Annotated in this window: 20 protein-coding genes and 1 pseudogene; 9 read left to right on the plus strand and 12 right to left on the minus strand. The window is 62.8% G+C overall.

The genetic code is table 11. From position 1 onward, the window contains the following. Positions 1-15 precede the first annotated feature (15 nt). The 3 genes from AC1M7R_RS10035 (at position 16) to AC1M7R_RS10045 (ending at position 1,786) form a co-directional block, all read left to right on the plus strand. On the plus strand, positions 16-387 hold the full coding sequence (locus AC1M7R_RS10035) for a YcfL family putative periplasmic lipoprotein (protein WP_003206754.1): 372 nt from the start codon (positions 16-18) through the stop codon (positions 385-387). Positions 388-451: 64 nt separating this feature from the next. Next, complete coding sequence (gene lpoB / locus AC1M7R_RS10040; RefSeq protein WP_072430935.1) at positions 452-1,039, plus strand: penicillin-binding protein activator LpoB; 588 nt, start codon at positions 452-454, stop codon at positions 1,037-1,039. A gap of 3 nt (positions 1,040-1,042) precedes the next feature. Beyond that, entirely contained in the window at positions 1,043-1,786 is a 744-nt protein-coding gene (locus AC1M7R_RS10045; RefSeq protein WP_053148498.1) for a hypothetical protein, read from the plus strand. A 59-nt stretch (positions 1,787-1,845) separates the two neighbouring features. Here the strand turns inward: AC1M7R_RS10045 and rhtB are convergent, their stop codons facing one another. The 3 genes from rhtB to AC1M7R_RS10060 all read right to left on the minus strand — a co-directional run bounded on the left by rhtB (position 1,846) and on the right by AC1M7R_RS10060 (position 5,070). After that, positions 1,846-2,478, minus strand: coding sequence for a homoserine/homoserine lactone efflux protein (gene rhtB, locus AC1M7R_RS10050; RefSeq protein ID WP_072390528.1), 633 nt, complete (start codon positions 2,476-2,478; stop codon positions 1,846-1,848). 100 nt (positions 2,479-2,578) lie between these two features. Then, positions 2,579-3,160 (minus strand): mechanosensitive ion channel family protein, encoded by a 582-nt coding sequence (locus AC1M7R_RS10055; protein ID WP_072390531.1) that lies wholly within the window; start codon positions 3,158-3,160, stop codon positions 2,579-2,581. Next, positions 3,160-5,070 (minus strand): ATP-binding cassette domain-containing protein, encoded by a 1,911-nt coding sequence (locus tag AC1M7R_RS10060; protein WP_072390534.1) that lies wholly within the window; start codon positions 5,068-5,070, stop codon positions 3,160-3,162. The genes AC1M7R_RS10055 and AC1M7R_RS10060 overlap by 1 nt, the downstream gene beginning before the upstream one ends. Before the next feature lie 50 nt (positions 5,071-5,120). Here AC1M7R_RS10060 and AC1M7R_RS10065 point away from each other — a divergent pair, with 50 nt between their 5' ends. Next, positions 5,121-5,585, plus strand: coding sequence for a TIGR02444 family protein (locus AC1M7R_RS10065; protein ID WP_072430937.1), 465 nt, complete (start codon positions 5,121-5,123; stop codon positions 5,583-5,585). Here the strand turns inward: AC1M7R_RS10065 and AC1M7R_RS10070 are convergent. Then, positions 5,582-6,724: an AlgP family protein gene (locus AC1M7R_RS10070; RefSeq protein ID WP_490610389.1), complete on the minus strand. Its 1,143-nt coding sequence runs from the start codon at positions 6,722-6,724 to the stop codon at positions 5,582-5,584. The genes AC1M7R_RS10065 and AC1M7R_RS10070 overlap by 4 nt on opposite strands. 193 nt (positions 6,725-6,917) lie before the next feature. Here AC1M7R_RS10070 and AC1M7R_RS10075 point away from each other — a divergent pair, with 193 nt between their 5' ends. Next, positions 6,918-7,583 (plus strand): FKBP-type peptidyl-prolyl cis-trans isomerase, encoded by a 666-nt coding sequence (locus tag AC1M7R_RS10075; RefSeq protein WP_072390543.1) that lies wholly within the window; start codon positions 6,918-6,920, stop codon positions 7,581-7,583. A gap of 57 nt (positions 7,584-7,640) precedes the next feature. Here AC1M7R_RS10075 and AC1M7R_RS10080 read toward each other — a convergent pair whose 3' ends face one another. The 7 genes and pseudogenes from AC1M7R_RS10080 to AC1M7R_RS10110 all read right to left on the minus strand — a co-directional run bounded on the left by AC1M7R_RS10080 (position 7,641) and on the right by AC1M7R_RS10110 (position 14,037). Then, positions 7,641-8,099: an Rsd/AlgQ family anti-sigma factor gene (locus AC1M7R_RS10080; protein ID WP_072390546.1), complete on the minus strand. Its 459-nt coding sequence runs from the start codon at positions 8,097-8,099 to the stop codon at positions 7,641-7,643. Between the two features lie 174 nt (positions 8,100-8,273). Continuing rightward, the gene (locus tag AC1M7R_RS10085; RefSeq protein WP_072390552.1) at positions 8,274-8,816 is read right to left on the minus strand and encodes a disulfide bond formation protein B; all 543 of its coding nucleotides are present in this window, start codon (positions 8,814-8,816) and stop codon (positions 8,274-8,276) included. 242 nt (positions 8,817-9,058) lie between these two features. Further along, the gene (locus tag AC1M7R_RS10090; protein ID WP_072390555.1) at positions 9,059-10,303 is read right to left on the minus strand and encodes a heme biosynthesis HemY N-terminal domain-containing protein; all 1,245 of its coding nucleotides are present in this window, start codon (positions 10,301-10,303) and stop codon (positions 9,059-9,061) included. Beyond that, complete coding sequence (locus AC1M7R_RS10095; protein ID WP_256343717.1) at positions 10,300-11,433, minus strand: uroporphyrinogen-III C-methyltransferase; 1,134 nt, start codon at positions 11,431-11,433, stop codon at positions 10,300-10,302. The genes AC1M7R_RS10090 and AC1M7R_RS10095 overlap by 4 nt, the downstream gene beginning before the upstream one ends. Before the next feature lie 84 nt (positions 11,434-11,517). Beyond that, positions 11,518-12,216: pseudogene (locus tag AC1M7R_RS10100) on the minus strand (uroporphyrinogen-III synthase); the annotation flags it as partial. Further along, a complete protein-coding gene (gene hemC / locus AC1M7R_RS10105; protein WP_072390561.1) occupies positions 12,213-13,154 on the minus strand; it encodes a hydroxymethylbilane synthase in 942 nt (313 codons plus the stop codon). The pseudogene AC1M7R_RS10100 and the gene hemC, both read right to left, overlap by 4 nt. A gap of 136 nt (positions 13,155-13,290) precedes the next feature. Continuing rightward, complete coding sequence (locus AC1M7R_RS10110) at positions 13,291-14,037, minus strand: LytR/AlgR family response regulator transcription factor (RefSeq protein ID WP_072390564.1); 747 nt, start codon at positions 14,035-14,037, stop codon at positions 13,291-13,293. A gap of 462 nt (positions 14,038-14,499) precedes the next feature. Here AC1M7R_RS10110 and argH point away from each other — a divergent pair, with 462 nt between their 5' ends. Then, entirely contained in the window at positions 14,500-15,894 is a 1,395-nt protein-coding gene (gene argH / locus AC1M7R_RS10115) for an argininosuccinate lyase (RefSeq protein ID WP_072390570.1), read from the plus strand. 125 nt (positions 15,895-16,019) lie between these two features. On the opposite strand, the gene AC1M7R_RS10120 is transcribed toward argH, so the two are convergent. After that, on the minus strand, positions 16,020-16,679 hold the full coding sequence (locus AC1M7R_RS10120) for a glutathione S-transferase family protein (RefSeq protein ID WP_072458538.1): 660 nt from the start codon (positions 16,677-16,679) through the stop codon (positions 16,020-16,022). A gap of 123 nt (positions 16,680-16,802) precedes the next feature. On the opposite strand from AC1M7R_RS10120, the gene AC1M7R_RS10125 reads away from it, so the two are divergent. From AC1M7R_RS10125 to AC1M7R_RS10135, 3 genes are all read left to right on the plus strand, one after another. Then, a complete protein-coding gene (locus tag AC1M7R_RS10125; RefSeq protein WP_072390577.1) occupies positions 16,803-17,087 on the plus strand; it encodes a hypothetical protein in 285 nt (94 codons plus the stop codon). Between the two features lie 149 nt (positions 17,088-17,236). Beyond that, the gene (locus AC1M7R_RS10130) at positions 17,237-17,485 is read left to right on the plus strand and encodes a TIGR02647 family protein (RefSeq protein WP_072390580.1); all 249 of its coding nucleotides are present in this window, start codon (positions 17,237-17,239) and stop codon (positions 17,483-17,485) included. A gap of 175 nt (positions 17,486-17,660) precedes the next feature. Beyond that, a complete protein-coding gene (locus AC1M7R_RS10135; protein WP_072430944.1) occupies positions 17,661-20,504 on the plus strand; it encodes a class I adenylate cyclase in 2,844 nt (947 codons plus the stop codon).

A 20,504-nucleotide genomic window follows, 5' to 3' on the forward strand; every position in this document is an offset into this window, starting at 1 on the left:
CGGAGTCTTGCTCACATGCGTTTAAAACTGATCGCCGTCGGCGCCCTGGCCTTGCTGGCCGGTTGCGCCACCCCGCCGCCACCGGAGCCGGGCAGCGCTGCCAGCAAGGTCGTGGCCATGGGCAAAACCAAGAACATCGTGGTGGGTGCCATGCGCGTGGCACGGGAAAACGGCTACATGACCGTCAATGTGCAACTGAGCAATACCAGCTACAACAACAAGACGATGTACTACCGCTTCGCCTGGCTGGGACCTGAGGGTTTCCCTATCGCCGAGGAAGAAACCTGGAAAAGCCTGACGCTCTATGGCGAACAGACCAGCTTCCTGCCGGCCATCGCTCCGACACCAAAGGCCGTGGATTTCCGGTTGGAAATCAATACCCCTTAAAGACGCTCCCACAAAAAACGCCCGAGTGACGCGTTATCCCTTTTTCAGCTTTCGAGAGCCCTACATGTTCGTACGCATTTCATCCCTCGCCCTCGCCGCCCTGCTGGTCAGCGGCTGCGCCAATAACTCCCCGGTGCTGGGCAACAAGAACATCACCTACGGTGACACCAAGGCCGTTGAAACCGTGACCAACGAGTTCGGCTCCACCGACCTGCAGATGATCGCCGAGTCCATGACCCGCTCCCTGGCCCAGTCCGGAGTCCTGCAGGGTCGCCCTGTGGTCCAGGTCTATGACGTGAAGAACAAGACCAGCGAGTACATCGACACCCGCGAAATCACCACCAGCATCAAGACCCAGCTGATGAAGACCGGCGCGGCGCGTTTCGCCAGCGACAACAACGCCATGGACAGCCAGGTCGACCAGCTCAAGCTGCAGAACCAGAGCGGCCTGTACAAGAAGAGCACCGTGGCCAAGACCGGCAACATGATCGCCGCCAAGTACCGTCTCGAAGGTTCCATCAGCTCCATCGTCAAGCGCAGCAGCGACTACAAGGACGTCTTCTACAAATTCAGCCTGCAACTGATCGACGTCGAAAGCGGTCTGGCCGAGTGGATGGACGAGAAAGAAATCCGCAAGACCACGGAGCGCTAAGCCATGCGCACATGGATAGGCATCATGGCCCTGGCCTGTGCGTTCGGCGCGCAGGCGGCCCCGAAAGTCGCCGTCACCGACCTGGCGTACCAGGAGCGGGTGGAGGAATACATCCATACGGTGTCGGCCCAGAGCAACTTCCAGGCGGGCGCCTACAGCGCCAGCGCATCGTCGAGCTACGACGAGATGGAAGCCACCAGCAGCTACATCGAGCAGGGCGAACTGCGCAAATTCACCGGTGACATCAAGGGCGAGATCCTGCGCAGCGGGATGTTCCAGCTGGTGCAGGGCACGCCCTACACCGCGTCGTCCAAGGGCGATGTCTATGACGTGATCAAGCGCATCAAGGCCGGCCATTTCAAGGGCGCCGACTACGTGCTCTTCGGCACCGTGTCGGACATCGACTTCACCCGCGACGTCAACGAACTGGCCAACACCGACAGCTACTCGGCGGTGCTCGCCCTGACCCTGGTGGCCGACTTCAGCCTGATCAACACCAGGACCTTCGAGATCACCTCGGCGTTCACCGCCATGGGTGAAGGCCAGGACACCAAGCTGTTGAACCACCGGGACGTGCGCATCAGCCTGAATCGCCCACGGGTCGTACGCGAGGTGTCCAAGGCGCTGGGCGAAGATGTGGCGCGGCAGATGAGCGAACAGCTCGGTGGCCCGAGCTACCAGCAACCCGGCGAGCCGGTGCAGCGCAATAACCTGCCCCGGGATAGCGCGCCGGTGATCCTGCGCTGAAGGTTCAGCGATCCCCTGTGGCGAGGGTATTTATCCCCTCGCCACAGGTTTCGTTCGCTTTACACCGCAGCCTTGCGAATCGTCGCCAGCAAGCCCGCCGCGCCGATGAACAACCCGGCAAAGGTCCGGTTCATCCGCCGTTGCTGCTTGGGCGTACGCAACAGGCGCAAGACCTTCGACGCCAGCCCGGTGTAGCCGGCCATGACGACAAGGTCGACACAGATCATGGTCACGCCCAGGATCAGGTACTGCTTGACCAGGGGTGCGTGGGGGTCGATGAACTGCGGCAGTACCGCCAGCATGAACACCAGGGCCTTGGGGTTGCTGATGTTGACCAGCAAACCGCGGAACACCAGCGCCATGGGTTTGCCGATAGGCCGTACGGCCGCATCGTCACTGATATCGCCAGGAATGGCGCGCCACTGCTTGACGCCCAGGTAAACCAGGTAGGCGACGCCAAACCATTTGATGGCATAGAACGCCGTGGCCGACGCGGTGAGGATCGCGCCGACACCCGCGGCGACGATCACGATCTGCAGCGCCAGGCCCAGTTGCAGGCCCAGGGCATTCCAGTAACCGCGCCAGAAACCATATTGCAGGCCGCTGGACATCGATGCGATGGCACCGGCGCCCGGCGACAGGCTGATCACCCAGCAAGCGGCGAAAAACGCCAGCCATGTTTCCAGCAGCATTGCACACCTCGGCCAAGATTCGTCGAAACGAATAAGCTAATGCTCCGCCGCGCGCTTGACCACCGTTATTTTTCAAGACCGGCGCCCCGCCAGGGGTGGGTCACTCGATCAGGCCACCCACCGGAAACGCCTCGCTACCGCGCCAGCGACGGACCGAGCGCTGGAAGAACAGGCTGTTCGGCACCTGGATCATGGAACTGCCGGTGCCGAGCTCCTCGGGCTCGATCAGAGTGGTGTAAAGCAGGTTGATCGCCACCACCCGGCCCTTGATACCGGGCTTGTCGGTGGCTTCCACCAGCTCGACCACATCCCCCAGGCGAAACGGACCGACGGTGTAGATCAAGACGGCGCACAGCAGGTTGGACAGCACGCTCCAGATGGCAAAGAACGCCACCGCCGCCACGGCGACAAACCCCGACAACGCTGTCCACAGCACCGTGGCGGAGACACCCAGGCGTTCGAGCACCACGAGCATCGCGCTGCCCATGATCAACCAGCGCAGCACGCCGCGCAGGATGATCACCAGTTGCGGTGGAATGGGGTAGCGCTCGCCAAGGCCGGTGAGGGCTCGCGCCACGAAACGCTGTGCGATGTAGCCGGCCAGCAGGATCAGCAGCACCTGTACACCGAGCCAGATCGGCTCGATCCACATCACGGGGATGGGCACGGTCAACGCTTCCATCAGGACAGTGCCTCCAGCTCCGCCTGCAGGGTTTCCAGCAACTCCAGGGCTTGCATCCACGCCTCCTCAAGTTCCGCTTCACGAATCTTCAACCGGGCCTGTTCGGCCAACAGATCGCGCAACTCATCCTTGCGCGCCGCTTCGTAGAGACCACTGTCGCCCAGGCTGGTTTCGATCTTCTGCAGTTTTTCGTGCACCTTGCCCAGCTCGGCCTCCAGCTTATCGGCCTCGCGCTTATGGGGCGCCAACTGTTGACGCAGCGCCGCCGCGGCCTGGCGCTGGGCTTTCTTGTCAGTCTTGTCCGGGTTCACCGGCGTGGTGCTGACCGGCGCGTTGCGCTGGCGGTATTCCACCAGCCAGCGCGCGTAGTCTTCCAGGTCGCCGTCGAATTCCTCGACCTTGCCGTCGGCCACCAGGAAGAAATTGTCCGTGGTGCTCTTGAGCAGATGCCGATCGTGGGACACCACCAGCACAGCCCCGCTGAATTCCTGCAACGCCATGGTCAGGGCCAGGCGCATCTCCAGGTCCAGGTGGTTGGTCGGTTCGTCGAGCAACAGCAGGTTCGGCCGTCCCCAGGCGATCAAGGCCAATGCCAGGCGGGCCTTTTCGCCACCGGAGAAATTGAGTACCGGTTCGTCGATGCGAGCACCGCGGAAGTCGAAGCCGCCGAGGAAGTCGCGCAACGTCTGCTCGCGCTCGGTCGGCGCCAGACGCTGCAAATGCAGCAACGGGCTGGCCTTGGCGTCGAGGGAATCCAACTGATGCTGGGCGAAGTAGCCCACCACGGTGTTCTCGCCACGGGTCAGGCGTCCGGCCAGGGGCTCGAGCTCACCGGAGAGGTTCTTGATCAGGGTCGATTTACCGGCACCGTTGGGGCCCAGCAGGCCGATGCGCGCACCGGGGGTCAACTGCAGCCTGACCTTCTCCAGCACGGTCTTGTCGCCGTAACCCAGTCGAGCATCCGACAGGTCGATCAGTGGGCTGGAGATCTTGGTCGACTCGCGAAAGACGAAGTCGAACGGCGAATCGACGTGGGCCGCGGACAGCTCTTCCATCCGCTCCAGTGCCTTGATCCGGCTCTGGGCCTGCCGGGCCTTGGTGGCCTGGGCCTTGAAGCGTGCGATGTAGCTTTCCATGTGCGCACGTTGCGCCTGTTGTTTCTCGTAGGCCTGCTGTTGCTGGGCCAGGCGCTCGGCACGGGCGCGCTCGAAAGCGGTGTAGCCGCCGCGATACAGCACAAGCTTGCGCTGGTCGACATGGGCCACGTGATCCACCACGGCATCGAGGAAATCACGGTCGTGGGAAATCAGCAGCAGCGTGCCCGGATAACTCTTGAGCCAGTCTTCGAGCCAGATGATGGCGTCGAGGTCCAGGTGGTTGGTCGGTTCATCGAGCAGCAAAAGATCCGAGGGGCACATCAAGGCCTGGGCCAGGTTCAGGCGCATCCGCCAGCCACCGGAGAAATCGCCGACCTGGCGGTCCATCTGTTCGTTGGTGAAGCCCAGGCCTGCCAGCAATTTACGCGCACGGGCGTCGGCGGTATAGCCGTCGGCGGTGTCGAGCTCCGAATGCAGGCGAGCCAGCGCGGCACCGTCGTGAGCCGCTTCGGCGGCTGCCAGATCCCGCTGGACCTGACGAAGGCGCACGTCGCCGTCGAGCACATAGTCCACCGCCAGGCGTTCGAGGGTGTCGACCTCCTGGCGCATATGGGCGATACGCCAGTCGGCGGGCAGCGAGCAATCACCGGAGTCCGGATGCAACTCACCGCGCAGCAGGGCGAACAGGCTGGATTTGCCGGCACCGTTGGCGCCGATAAGGCCGGCTTTGTGGCCGGCGTGCAGGGTCAGCTCGGCGTCTTCTAGCAGACGTTGCGGGCCACGCTGTAAAGTCAGGTTCTGAAGTCGGATCATAATGGCGGCGGAGTCTACCAGCTTCGCTCGCAACTGGCGCGAGTAGCACGATGTCCCCTGACCTGTGGAGTTTTTCCCTCGACCTGTACGCCAGGCCCGGCGTAGAGCAGGCTTGCCTGACGCTGCAAGACAGCGGCGCCAATGTCTGCCTGCTGCTTTGCGGCCTGTGGCTGGCAGAACGCGGCGTGACCTGCGATGAACGAAGGCTGGAGCAGCTTCGGCAATTGACCGAAACCTGGGACATGGAGGTCGTCCAGCCGTTACGCACCCTTCGCACCCAATGGAAAGTCCGCGCGCTTGATGACACTGCGCTCGATGAATTGCGCGAGCAGGTCAAGCAGCTGGAACTCGAGGCCGAGAGAAAGTTGCTGGAGCGATTGCAAGTCGCGACCGGGGAATGGCCTGGAGGGCCCCCCTTAGATTCAGCGCTGTGGCTGCAAGAAATAGTGGCGAGTATCGCCCAACCGAACCGCGACGCGCTGCATCAGCTGCGCGTCGCGGCATCCGGCCGTTAGGAGGCGCTGGTTGGGGTGCTGGTGCCCGACGTCGTGGTGACGCTCGGGTTCAGCGCCGGAGCCGGCGTGCTGGCGGTTGGTGCGGGTGTCGAGGATGGAGCTGGAGCGGCTGTCGCTGGCTTGGCTGCGGTAGGCGTCGCCGGTTTTGCGGCGGCTGGCTTTTTCACAGCCGGTTTCGCCGCAGGCTTGGCTGCGGGCTTGGCAGCAGGCTTGGCTGCGGCCGGCTTGGCAGCAGCAGGCTTGGCGACGGTCTTGGTCGCGGCGGGCTTGGCAGCAGCAGGTTTGGCTGCGGTCTTGGCAGGCGCCTTGGCAGCGGCCGGCTTGGCCGAAGCAGGTTTTGCAGCTGCTGTTTTGGTTGCCGCTGGCTTGGCTGCCGTTTTCGCGGCGACTGGTTTCGCAGCGACTTTTGCAGCAGGCTTGGCCGCGGCGGTCTTCGATGTTGCAGGTTTGGCGGCAGCGGGTTTGGCGACAGGCTTGGCAGCGGACGGTTTGGCTGCTGCAGGTTTGGCAGCAGGCGCTTTCGCGACCGGCTTGGCGGCAGCCTTGACGGCTGGTTTCTTCGCTGCGGGCTTGGCTGCGCTGGCAGCGACCGGCTTGGTCGCCGCAGGCTTGGCAGCCGGTTTGCTCGCCGCTTTGGCAGGCGCCTTCACGGCAGGTTTGGCTGCCACTCTGGCCGGTGTTTTTGCTGCGGCAGGTTTAGCGGCAGGCTTCTTGGCCGATACAGCGACAGGCTTGGTGGCGCGAAGCGTCAGCGCTTTGCCGGCGGCTTCCTGTACACGACCAACGCCTTGAGCCAGCTTCAGGCTTTCCTGGGCATCGCGTTTGAGTTGCAGGATGTAGGCGCGGGTTTCGGACTGACGATCCTTCAAGGCATCGAGCAGGCTCTCGAGTTCTTTCACTGCGTCTTTCGCCTTGGCTTGAGCCTTGGCCTTGCCGGCGGTTGCCGCCTCTTGCAACTTGGTGCGTGACTTGTGCAGTTTTTCCTGAGCCTTGCCGCGTTGTTTTTCCAGTTTGGCGAGCAGTTTTTCAGCATCAGCCAGGGCTTGGGAGCAGGCATTTTCCAAATGCTCGAGCAGGCTGCCCGACAGTTGTTGGAGCAAGTGCAACGGAGTGTTTACTGGCTTCTTGGGGGCCGACATGGTTTACCTCCTGACTGACGTGAGTGCGGCTCATACTAGACCTCTGCTGCAACCGCCGCTAGGGCATGTTGACAGTACACGGGACGTTGCGTTGCAAGGGACGAAAAATCTTCTGTGTCATTGCCAGAGCCACCCATGTCCATCGATACCAGCGCTGGCATAATTCCTCGATTCGAGGCCGGAGAAAGTACACATGTGGCGTCACCTGTTTTTATGTCTGTGCATGGTTTGCTCCATGGTCCAGGCCACCGAGAAAGCCGGCACGAACGATGACCGCGACCTGGCCTACAGCCTGGGCGCGAGCCTGGGAGAACGATTGCGCCAGGACGTACCGGATCTGCAGATCCAGGCGCTGGTGGAAGGTTTGAAACAGGCCTACCAGGGCAAGCCCCTGGCCCTCAGTGACGAGCGTATCGAACAGCTCCTGGCCGAACACCAGGCGCGACTGACCGCGCAGTCGACGACACCGCAGGTCGAAGTGGCGCTGAAGACGGAACAGAAATTTCTCGCTGAAGAAAGGAGCCGCCCTGGCGTGCAGCAGTTGGCGGACGGCATCCTGCTGACCGAACTCAAGCCAGGCCATGGCACGAAAGCCGGCCCCCACGGCAAGGTCCAGGTGTTGTATACGGGTCGACTGCCTGACGGCACCGTCTTCGACTCCAACCGCCAGGCGCAATGGTTCAGCCTCGACAGCGTGATCGATGGCTGGCGCAGCGCGTTGCCGCAGATGCCGGTGGGCGCGAAGTGGCGATTGGTGATTCCTTCGACACAGGCCTACGGCGCCGAAGGTGCCGGGGATGTGATCCCCCCCTTCACGCCGCTGGTGTTCGAGATCGAACTGCTGGGCGCAACGACCTGAAGCCCGGCAATGAAAAACGGTGCGCAATGCGCACCGTTTTTCATTGCCTCAAATCCTTCAAGCCTGGACCGCGGCCTCTTCCTTGTGGGCGTTGTGCAGCACTTCGATCAGGCAGTCCTCCAGCTCGAAACGCTCATGCAACAAGCCACCCAGTTCCTTGAATTTTTCCGCCACGCACTTGCCTTCATCACAGAGGTCGTTGAAGGCCAGCAGCTTTTCGGTGATGACATCGATACGTGGATAGATCTGTTCGGCGAGTTCCAGGCCACGCTTGTCGTTGAAGGCCTTGGCTTCGCTCGTCAATTGCTCGTAGATCTCGAAATGACCGGCAGAGACGTAGTCGACCAGCACACCGCAGAATTCCTGCAACGGCTTGCGGCTCTCTCCCAGCGCTTCAGGCTTGTCGCCGAGAGCATCATAGGCCCGAACCAGTTCGTGACGCTCCTGCAACCAGCGGTCGATCAGCAGATGCACTCCACCCCAGCGTTCCTGAGCATTCTGACAACTTTCGAGCATGGCGATTTCTTCCCTTGTGAGTCATGCCCCTCGCAGCCTGCATACGCCTGATGATTCATGGCAAGCCGGACACAACTTGATCGAGCGGCATAATTCCAATGATACGTGCGGGCCAGATTATGCCCGCACGACAGCTGCTTCAAGGTACGCAGGAGATAAAGTTCATACAAGTGTTTAATCCACAGCACGGACCAACTGCGACGTCTTGCCGCCCAGTGGTCGGATCAGCGCGTTCCAGACAAGGCGAAGCAGCAGGTAGGTCATGGCGATGGACACGGCGAGAAAAAACAGCAGGCTCCATTCGGGAACGCTCAAGTCGAACAACGTCCAGGTGACGCTCGCGCAATCGACCGCGCCGTCGATGACGCGATGCACAGCGCTCCACCATGAGCCCGCTCCCTCCATGCGGGTGAAGCAATCGGGCAACGGCTCGACCGAATGACTTTGTACCAGGACCTGGCGCCAGGCCAATGTCATCGCTCCCGACACCAGGATCAGCCCCACGCCCCCGTAGACGATGCTGCCCTTGTGGCCCGGGCCGTGCACACAGGCCGCCAGGCAGTTCCCCAGGAACAGCAGCAGGCACAACCGCTGCAGGACACACAGGCTGCACGGTGTCAGGCCGACCGCATATTCCAGGTAGCTGGCGATGCCCAGGGCCAGGGCCGCAGCGATGGAAGCCATGAAAAACAAGAAGCGTGAGCAGGCCAAAGACATGGCGGTTCCGTAACAGAAGAGACAGGTAGTTACGGTAGAGGAAAGCCCTCGGGCCTTTCAAGGCGGGCCCGCGCAGACACTTCACCAGGGGTGTAGGGAATTCCCGACAGACACTCGAGGATTCAGCGCGATCCCCTGTAGGACTTTCCCCAGGACATCATCCGAGCCTTGAACCGGACCATTATCGGCGGTCGAATCATTGGCGATGCCAAGACGAACCGCCGACACTGTTGATCGCGGCATCAGCCAGGCAAGGCCTGGGACGCCGGAAGCGGCGCGGCGAGCAGACGCTCGTCCAGCAAGCCCAGGCCTTCCTGGAACAGCTGGTTGCTGCGCTCGGCATCCCCCAGTTGCGCCAGCAGGCGCGCCAGTTCGGCACAGGCTTCCGGGTTGCGCTGGATCCGCAGGCTGCTTTCGAGGTAATCCCTTGCCTTGCCCCACAAGCTGTTCTGCAGACACAGGCGTCCCAATGTCAGCAGCAGGCTGGAGTCAGCCGGATGATCCTTGAGCCAGCCTTCGGCCGCCTGCAATTGCCGGATCGGATCGTTCCCACGGACCAGCCCGTACAGGCGTGCCAGGTGGCTGTCGTAGTGACGCTTGAGCGCCGTGCGCAACACCTCCTCGGCCTCGCCCTGGGCACCCAGTTGGCGCAGTTGTTCGGCGTAGGCCAATACCAGCGCCGACTCCTGGCGCTGTGCGGCGGTCAGTTGCTGCCAGGCACGGTTGAGCGATTGCAGACCAACGCTACCGTCTTCGTCACGGTGGGCCGCCAGGGACAGGTTTTCCCCCCAGGCCCGACGCTCCAGCTCCGCCAATTCCGCCGGCGGCAGGACCTTGTCCTTGCGCAGTTCCGGCAACAGGCGAACCACCGCCGACCAATCCCCGCGCTGTTGATGCAGGCGCTGCAACTGGCGCAGGGTCTGGGCGTTATGAGGATGGCGATCGTGCATGGCTTGCAGGGTGACCAAGGCTCCGTCGGTATCGCCCCGGTCCATCTGCAACTGGGCGTGAGTCAATGCAATGGCCAGCTCCGCCTGGGGCTGTCGCTCCAGGGCCCGCTCCAGCAGGCTGTCGCTCTGCTCGTAAAGACCTTGTTCATTGGCCGCGCGAGCCGCGCCGAGGTAGTAGAGCAAGGGTTGACGTTCGGCTTCGGCGGCACGATGCAGATGCCGCTGGGCGCTGGCCCAGCGACCTTCGGCCAGATCCAGTTGGCCATGCTCGATCGCCACTTGCACGCGACGACTGCGATTGCGCCGCGACCAGGGATTGACCACCCCGCCGGACGTGGTCACCAATCCGAGCAAGGCCCTCAGGCCCCACCAGAGCAGCCAGAGCAACACCACCAATGCCAGGGTGACCCACAGGCCAGCCTCGTACCGGAAGTTCTTGTACGCCACCAGCACGTAACCCGAATGCTCGCTGATCGCGACGCCCAGCAAGGCGGCGACAGCGATGACCACGAACAGAATCACGTAGAGACGTTTCATGGCGTGGCCCCCTGCTCGCCAGGCTTGGCCAGCGGCTTGACCGACTCTTCGGCGTTCAGGTTGCGACGCTCCAGGTAAGCCTGGACGCTGCTCAGGGCACTCGTCAGGTCCGGTGTGACCACCGTGACCGGTTGCCGGGCCAGCTCAACCACGCGCTCGAGCATGATCCTGCTTTGCGGGTTATCCTGGTTGAAGTTGTTCTTGAGTACATCGCGGGCCTCGGTCAGCGCCTGGGTGTAGACCGGTGCCTGGCCATTGAGGGCGGCCCACTGCGCCTGTTCCAGGGCGAGGCTCAAGGCCAGGCGCACCTGCATCAGGCTCTGCCCCGCCAGGAGCGGACGGACGTTCTCGTCGGCATTGAAATCGATGCGGATATAGCGCGAGATCTGATCCCACCACTGGGCCCAGCGGCTGGCGCCATCGCCATCGGCGGTCAGGCCCAGCAGCGACTCGCCGCGATCCTTGTATTCAGGTGCCAGTTCCGAGAGTTGCAGCACCTGGTCACGCAGGGCGCCCAGTTGCAGGAACAGCCCGGTCCGGTCCGGCTGTTCGGTGCTGCGCAACGCCGCGAGGGTCTTGGCCAATTGTTCCCGGGCAGCGAACGAGCCCGGGTCATTCTGCTCGCGCAGGATGTCGTCGGCGCCCTGGACCAGCGCCTGGGCACTGGTGATGTCCTGCAAGGCGGAAAGACGCAGGCTGGCCAGGCGCAGCAGGTGCTCGGCCTCGGCCAGACGCCAATCCTTGCGGCTGGCGCCCAGTACCGTCTCCAGGCGCTGGTTCAGATGCTGCTGGTCACTTTGCAACTGGGCGACCAGGCGCCGCCGCTCCTCCAGCTCCTCGGCGGCGGGCAACTGGGCGAGGCGATCAGTGAGGCGCTGCTCGTTGAGCTTGAGATTCTGCGCCTGGTCATTCAGCGCCTGGACCTGGGCGGCCTGCTGTTGGTTGTTGGCCTGCAGGTGCCGCACCTGCCAGACGCCCCAGCCACCCACGGCCACGCCAGCGGCCCCCAGCAGCAACGCAACAATGGCCAACCCGTTGCCGCGACGCGGCGCCGCTGGGGCCGGGGTTTCAACCGGCGCATCGATCGCAGGCCGGTCTTGATCTTCTTTTGGCAAGGCTGTTTCGCTCACGTGTCCATCCTTTGCATTAGAAAACGGCACGGCTTGTTCCCGTAACGCCGCCAGCAAAGCCGCGGCATTGGCGCCACGGCAATCCACAACTGTTCGGGCCCCGGCGGCACGCGCCATCTCGGCAACCCTTGGGCTTGGAACAAACAATGGCAGCCGCGCCAGGGCGGGCCACGCTGAGCCGGCCAGTCGGTGCAGATGCTCGAAACTCTGCCCACTGCTGACCATCAGCGCGTTCAGGCGTTCCGCTTGCACCTTCGCCGGCAATTCACCTTCGCGGTACCGTGGCAGGGTGCGCCGGTACAACTCCAGATAGTCGACACTAGCACCTTGCTCACGCAAACGCTCAGCCAGCAAACCGCGTCCACCCTCGCCACGCACGATCAACACTCGTGGCTCGGGCCCGGTGAGAGCCTGACGCAAGGCGGGAAGTTCAAGCAAGGCTTCGCTGTCGTCGCCATTGTCCGGGTAGAACACGCACAGGCCGGCATCGGCGAGGATCTGCCCGGTGGCGGCGCCCACGCTGAACCACGGCAGCGCCGGTGGTTCGGGCCAGTGCTGACGCAATTGCTCCACGCACAAGCGGGCTGCGGGCTTGCTGACCACGATCACGGCACAGTACTGGTCCAGGCGCTGGAGAATCGCCCGTGCGGAATCGACGATGGGAAGCGGCTCGATATCCAGCAGCGGCAGGCTGCTGGTGAATATACCGGCATCGGCCAGTACGGCCGCCAGGGCCGACGACTCATCCGCCGGCCGGGTCAACAGCAGCCGCCAGCCCGTCACGCGTGGCCGGCCTCGCCGTAGACTTTCCTGAGGATGTCGTCGGCGCCCTGGCTCAGCAGGTCTTCGGCCACACGCACGCCCAGGGCTTCGGCGTCGGCGCGCGGCGCGCGGCCTTCGGCGCCCAGCAGTTGGCCGCCATTCGGATCGCCCACCAGGCCGCGCAGCCAGACCTGCTCGCCTTCGAGCACGGCATAACAGGCGATGGGAACCTGGCAGCCACCATTGAGGTGTTTGTTGAGGGCACGCTCGGCGAATACCCGGGTGGCGGTGTCGTCGTGGTGCAGAGGCGCGAGCAAGGCATGGATTTCGCTGTCGGCGCTGCGACACTCGATGCCCACCGCGCCTTGTCCGCCGGCGGGCAGACTGTCGTCGACGCTGATGGCCGAGGTGATGCGGTCTTCGAAGCCAAGGCGGATCAGGCCGGCGGCGGCCAGGATGATCGCGTCGTACTCACCGGCATCGAGCTTGGCCAAGCGCGTATTGACATTGCCGCGCAGGAAGCGGATCTGCAGGTCCGGACGACGGCTCAGCAACTGCGCCTGGCGACGCAGGCTGGAGGTGCCGACCACGCTCCCGGCAGGCAAGGCATCAAGGCTGGCGAAGGTGTTGGAGACAAACGCATCCCGCGGATCTTCGCGCTCGCAGATGCAGAACAGACCCAGGCCTTGCGGGAAATCCATGGGCACGTCTTTCATCGAATGCACGGCGATGTCGGCTTCGTTGTCCAAAAGCGCGGTTTCCAGTTCCTTGACGAACAGGCCTTTGCCGCCGATTTTCGACAGCGGCGAATCCAGCAGCTTGTCACCGCGGCTGACCATGGGCACCAGGGTCACGATCAGGCCGGGATGGGCCGCTTCCAGGCGGGCTTTGACGTATTCGGCCTGCCAGAGGGCCAGGGCGCTTTTACGGGTGGCGATGCGGATCTCGCGAGGGGACATGGATCAATCCGTACTTAAAAGATACGGCGAATAATAACAGCTCAGCCAAATACGCTTTGACTTGAATCACGACCCCGGGGCCTCCCTGCCCGTCAATATCCTGGAAAGGGAGCGCATGGACGCTCCGCAGTGGCGGTTAAAGCTGTTGCATCATCTTGCGCACGCCAGCCACGTGCCGCCGGCTGACGATCAGGGCATCGCCATTGAGGCCCTTGAGGAACAGTTGGAAATGCCCCAGTGGGGTCCGTTGCAGACGCTCGATACGCTCGCGTGCCACGAGGGCGTTGCGGTGGATGCGTACGAACCGCTCGCCGAACTCGTCTTCGAGGGCCTTGAGTGGCTCGTCCAGCAGGACTTCGCCGCTCTCATGGCGCAAGGTCACGTATTTATGGTCGGCAATGAAATAGACCACCTGATTGAGCGGAATCAGTTCGATACCCTTGCGGGTACGCGCGCTGATGTGACTGCGCGGACCGCTGCCGCTTTCGGCTGCCGGGCGGGTCAATGCCGCCAGTTGCGCCCGGTTGGGCCGCTCGGCCTTGCGCAAGGCGTCGAGCAACGCCTCGGAGGCCACTGGCTTGACCAGGTAGCCCACGGCACCGGCCTGCAACACATCGGGGGGAAAGTCGTCCCGTGTGGTGCAGAACACCACCGCGGGCGGCGACTCTCGCTCGCACAGCTTCGCCGCGACCTGCAAGCCATCCAGGCCAGGCATGCGGATGTCGAGCAGCACGATATCCGGCTTGTGGCTGTCGATAAGGGCCAACGCCTCTTCGCCATTGGTGGCGCTCGGCTCCAGGACACTGTAACCCTCGAGCTCGCCAACCATTCGGCTCAGGCGCTCGCGGGCCAGGGGTTCGTCATCAACGATCAGGACATTCATATTGCGCTGGATTCCTGCGTGAGTCTCGCACAAGGATAGCGTAGACAGGGGAAGTGACATCCGTCACCGCGATCCACGCTAAGACTCGTTCGAGGGCCAAAAAGTGCCGCGAGGCGGTTGCCTATCTTTACCAGCGCTTGCCGACCGATGCTCGGGGCCCGTTGTCGCACGGCGTCGCCGTAAGGGTTATCAAGACTCGATCCGATCAATATGAGCACCTCCGCGTCTGGGTTCGTCCGATGCACCATGGATTAAAAATCCGACGTCCTATCGTCCACTGTAGACGGTTGCCGGGATGATATTGCTCAATCGGAAAATATCGTTGTGCAAACCCTCCGTCGAAAGCCGGGGCCGCCACCGAAAAAACCTGCCGGGCAGTGCCAGCGCCAGCCCCGGTAACCCTGCTATCATCCGCCGCAGCCTTTACCGCTACTTTTTCCACAGCCGATCACGAGCGAATTCATGAGCACTGACAAGACCAATCAGTCCTGGGGCGGCCGCTTCAGTGAACCCGTCGACGCCTTCGTCGCCCGCTTCACCGCCTCCGTCAACTTCGACCAGCGCCTGTATCGCCACGACATCATGGGCTCGATCGCCCACGCCACCATGCTGGCCAAGGTCGGCGTACTGACCGATGCCGAGCGCGACAGCATCATCGATGGCCTGAAGACCATCCAGGGCGAGATCGAGGCCGGCCAGTTCGACTGGCGCGTCGATCTCGAAGACGTGCACATGAACATCGAGGCACGCCTGACCGACCGCATCGGCGTGACCGGCAAGAAGCTGCACACCGGCCGCAGCCGCAACGACCAGGTTGCCACCGACATTCGCCTGTGGCTGCGCGATGAAATCGACCTGATCCTGGGCGAAATCACGCGCCTGCAAAAAGGCCTGCTGGAACAGGCCGAGCGCGAGGCCGAGAGCATCATGCCGGGCTTCACGCACCTGCAAACCGCTCAACCTGTAACGTTTGGGCATCACATGCTGGCCTGGTTCGAAATGCTCAGCCGCGACTACGAGCGCCTGGTGGACTGCCGCAAGCGCACCAACCGCATGCCCCTGGGCAGCGCCGCGCTGGCCGGCACCACCTACCCGATCGATCGTGAATACACCGCGCAGTTGCTGGGCTTCGACGCCGTGGGCGGCAACTCGCTGGATAACGTCTCGGACCGCGATTTCGCCATCGAATTCTGTTCCGCAGCCAGCATCGCGATGATGCACCTGTCCCGGTTCTCCGAAGAGCTGGTGCTGTGGACCAGCGCGCAATTCCAGTTCATCGACCTGCCCGATCGCTTCTGCACCGGCAGCTCGATCATGCCGCAAAAGAAAAACCCCGACGTGCCGGAACTGGTACGGGGCAAGAGCGGCCGGGTATTCGGCGCACTGATGGGCCTGTTGACCCTGATGAAGGGTCAGCCGCTGGCCTACAACAAGGACAACCAGGAAGACAAGGAGCCGCTGTTCGACGCCGCCGACACCTTGCGCGACTCGCTGCGAGCCTTCGCCGACATGATCCCGGCCATCAAGCCCAAGCACGCAGTGATGCGCGAAGCAGCCTTGCGCGGCTTCTCCACCGCCACCGACCTGGCCGACTACCTGGTGCGCCGTGGCCTGCCGTTCCGTGATTGCCATGAGATTGTCGGCCATGCCGTGAAATACGGCGTGGACACCGGCAAGGACCTGGCGGAAATGAGCCTGGATGAACTGCGCCAGTTCAGCGACCAGATCGAGCAGGACGTGTTTGCCGTGCTGACCCTCGAAGGCTCGGTCAATGCCCGTGACCACATCGGCGGCACCGCGCCGGCCCAGGTCAAGGCAGCGGTTGTGCGGGGCCAGGCGTTGCTCGCCAGCCGCTGAAAGCCAGAAGCATCGCGAGCTCGCTCCCACGACGGATCTTTGGTGAACACCCCTAGTGAACATCCAGAGATTCAAACGCGGGAGCGAGCCTGCTCGTGATAGCCGGCTTCAACTCACCGAAAAGCTCACTTCTTGGCGGCGATCATCGCTAAAAACGTCGGCATCGCTGCTTCCTTGTCTGCCGCAATCCTTTGTACGTTCGGGTTCTGCTCCAGATGCTCCATCAGCGCCTTGGCTGCCGGCACGTCGGCCAACAGATCGATATCGAACAGCTTCCTGCCCACCTGTAACGCCAGCGAGACACTGTAGAGAAAGTACAGATCGGCAAGGCTCATGCTGTCACCCGCCACATAGGGTGCGAACTTGCCGTGGCGGCCGAGCGTGGCGAACCCCAGCAGCAGTTCGGTCCTGGTCTTTTCCTTGATGGCGTCGGGCAACGTCATGCCGAAAAATGCCTCGGCGTAACACGCCCGCCCCGGCAGCTCGATGTACAACTCGATTTCCCTGCACAGGGCCAGCACCTGGGCACGGGCGTACGGGTCTTCGGGCAGCAGGGGCTTGCCTGGCTGGGTTTGCTCGATGTACTCGAGGATCACGCTGGTTTCATTGATGAAGCCCTGGTCGGTCTTCAGTACAGGAACTTTGCCCCGGGGGCTGATGGCCAGGGTTTCGGGAGCCTGGTTGCCATAGAACGGCACCTCTGCGAAGGGCAGGCCCTTCTCCAGCAGCGCCAGCTTCACCATGTTGTAGTAGTTACTGACAGAGAAACCATAAAGCTCAAGCATTGCAAGCCTCCAGGCCGTGCGGGGTTGGCAGCCTTGCGTTATAGACGGTCGGGGCACTTCCCGCCAGGCCCATCAGCCTGGCGAATAGGGGTAGACTGGCGGCCTTTCTCAAAGGAGCCTGCCATGAGCGAGCCAACCGACATCGACAACGACGAAGAAGAGTTCGTCGAAACGACGCTGATCGAAGCCATCGAAAACCAGATCGAAAGCGACAACCCGCCCGCCGCCAAGGCAACCTTCAACAAACTGACCCTGGTCGGGTACGAACGGGAAGAAATCCTGAACCTCATGGCCCATGTGCTGGCCCATGAGATCGACGCCATGCTCGAACAGGATCGCCCGTTCGATGCCCAGTGGTACGAAACCGCGTTGCGTGCCCTGCCCGAGCTGCCACCGGAAAAGCAATGAGCCCCAGGCGCACGGCTCTTGTGCCTGGCAGAACAGCGGTGTTGCGTCACTCGAAACCAAAAAGCACGACACTGGTACTGGACAGTTCGCCAGAGTGCGCTCAACTTAAGGGCGCTGTCGTCCAAATTCCTAGAAAGTCTGGAGTCCTTATGTCGCTTACCCCTGAGCTGGTTGCCGAACTGGAAATCCTTGCACTCTTCAACCTGGACAGTTCCCAGGAAGGCCTGAAAATCCATCAGACCGCTGCCCCTTCTGCCATCGCCGCCGCCAAACGCCTTTACGAAAAAGACCTGATCACCCAGTCCGACGGCGGTTACCTGACCAGCCTGGGCCGGGATGCCGCCGAGCACGTGCAAGGCCTGTTGACCATTCTCAACGTCGTATCGCAAGCCGCCTGACCTTCCTGTCGCCCACGGAAATCCCTGCGCCGGGGTTTCCGCAGGCGCACTGCGCCCCCTGTAGAAATTCCGGCGTCAAAAATCATATTTCAGCTTAAGAATTCCACGCCCCGGACGCTAAACTGCCATCACCTTCGATCTCCCACGTTCGACGCCGCGAGCGGTTTGAGCCGACATGACCCGCAATCACGAAATACGCCCCGATCTGGATGAGGGAATCGACCGCAAGGTCTTGAGCCAGTTGCGCGCACGTTTTCTCAAGCTCAACACCATCCGGATGGAACGTGCCCTGGAAGGCCTCTCGCCTCGCCAGCAAAGCGTATTGACCTTGCTGCCCCTGTTTTTCCACGTCAATCACCCCTTGTTGCCCGGCTACGTCTCGAGCACGACTCCGGCAGGGCTGTCGAACTACGAACCCGACGCCAGCGTCCTCACCGAGGCCCAGCGGCTGACCCGCTCCTTCTCCTACAAGCCGCGCCACGGCAGCAACCCACCAAGGCCGATCCTCGGCCTGTTCCTGATGGGCAGCCTGGGCACGCTCGCCCAGGCGGATCAGAGCGACATGGACGTATGGGTCTGTCACGGACCGGACCTGAGCGACGATGAACTGGCCGAGCTGCGCAAGAAATGCCAGTTGCTCGAGGCCTGGGCGGCGACCCAGGGCGCCGAAGCCCACTTCTTCCTCATCGACCCGGCCCGGTTCGTACGGGGCGAAAGGGACAACCAGCTCAGCTCCGACGATTGCGGAACGACCCAGCACTACCTGCTGCTGGACGAGTTCTACCGCACCGCGATCTGGCTGGCGGGGCGTACGCCGATCTGGTGGCTGGTGCCGGTCTACGAAGAAGACAACTATGAGCAGTACACCCACACGCTGATTTCCAAGCGCTTTATCCGAGCGGACGAGACACTGGACCTCGGACACCTGGCCTACATCCCGCCGGGAGAGTTCATTGGCGCCGGCCTCTGGCAGTTGTTCAAGGGTATCGAGTCCCCTTACAAGTCCGTGCTCAAGCTGCTGCTGACCGAGGTCTATGCCAGCGAGCACCCCGACGTCCGGTGCCTGAGCCTGCGCTTCAAGCAGGCGGTATTCGCCAATCGCCTGGACCTGGAAGAACTGGACCCGTACATGCTGATCTATCGCCGCATCGAGGAATACCTCAAGGCCCGCGGCGAGCCCGAGCGTCTGGAACTGATCCGGCGCGCGCTCTACCTGAAGGTCAACCGCAAGCTCACCGGCCCGGCGCGCAGCAGCGGCTGGCAACGCACGCTGCTCGAGCGCCTGGCCAGCGAATGGGGCTGGGATCAGCGCCAACTGGCGCTGCTGGACAGCCGCAGCCAGTGGAAGGTGCGCCAGGTCAGCAACGAAAGACGGGCCCTGGTCAATGAACTGACCTACAGCTACCGCTTCCTGACCCAGTTCGCCCGCACCGAGAAAACCGTCAGCCTGATCAACAAGCGTGACCTCAACGTCCTTGGCCGACGGTTGTACGCGGCGTTCGAACGCAAGGCCGACAAGGTGGAGTTCATCAATCCCGGCATCGCGCCGGACCTGGCCGAAGACACCCTGACGCTGGTTCAGTCACCCAACAAGAAAGAACCCGGGCAAAACCAGTGGGGCCTTTATAACGGCAGCCTCAATGCCCTGGAGTGGGAGAATTTCGCGCCGATCAAGCGCAGCCGGGAATTGCTGGAGCTGCTGACCTGGTGCCATCGCAACGGCGTGATCGACAGCAGTACGCGGCTGGCGCTGCACCCCGGCGAGAGCGACCTGAGCGAGTTCGAGCTGTTCAACCTGCTGGGCAGCCTGCAACAGGCCATCGCGCTGCCCCTGGCCACGGTCGACGAAGAACGGCTGCTGCATGCCAGCGTGCCCAGCGAGGTGCTGATCCTGGTAAACGTCGGCATCGACCCGCTCAAGCATCACCGCGACCTGAACATCCTGATGACCACCGAACGCACCGACTCGCTGAGCTATGCCGGTGTCCGGGAAAACCTGGTGCTGACCCTCGACCAGGTCACGCTCAACAGTTGGAACGAAGTGCTGGTCAACCGCTTCGACGGCGAGCACGCGCTGCTCGACTGCCTGCGTGACTACCTCAACGACCTGCCCTCCGGGCCGCGCCAGCCGCGCTTGCAGGTCCGCTGCTTCTGCCACAACCGCGCGCAGTTCATTGCGCGAAGGGTCGAAGAAGTCATCGAAACGGCCCAGACGCTGCTGCTCAGCAACCTCAACCATCGCTATCTGCTTCAGGTCCAGCAGCACTACCATGTGCTGGAACTGGTGCCCGGCCAGGTCAACCACATTCCCCTGGCCAGCCTCTCGGCGCTGATGGATTACCTGGGTGAAGAGCTGGCCGCCTACAGTCCGCTGCACCTGGACTCGATGGCCCTGGAAGATCATGACCTGGCACTGGTCCTGCCCATGGGCCAACCCGAGTGCATCCAGGTGTTCTACCGGGTCAACGAGGACGACGCCGACCTGTACGTGCTCGACGAACTCAACGCCCTGTGGCAGCAGCGCCTGCCCTATCACGACGAGCAAAGCCTGCTGGTGCCGCTGCAACGCTTCCTGCAATCGGTGCTGTACCGCCGCGACGCCCTGCTGCCAATGGATGCCGCCCAGCCGTTGAACCTGGAAACCCTGTATTACCAGTTGCTGCCCTCGGGCAACGGACGGGCGCGGCGGATCGAGGCACGCCAGGCTCCGCAGACACCGGTGAACAAACCGTTCTATGACGTACAGGCCATCATCGGCAAAGCGGCCCATGGCCAGGTGCACGTCACCCTGTACTGCAACCAGCAGGAGTTCTCTGAACTGGAACACGGCGACCAGCTGTTCCGCGTGGTTGCCGGGGAAATCGTCGGCCAGCGCCGCGAGGCCGAACGCTATCGCTGCTACATCACCGACCTGGACCTCTCGGGCCTGGTGGGTGACGGTGCCTGCTCGAGCAATCTGTACCTGCGCTACAAGGCCGACCTGGAACGCGCCCTGAACGAGGCGCTGACCCTGGTCTGA

The organism is Pseudomonas sp. MS01C9, from assembly GCF_058202755.1.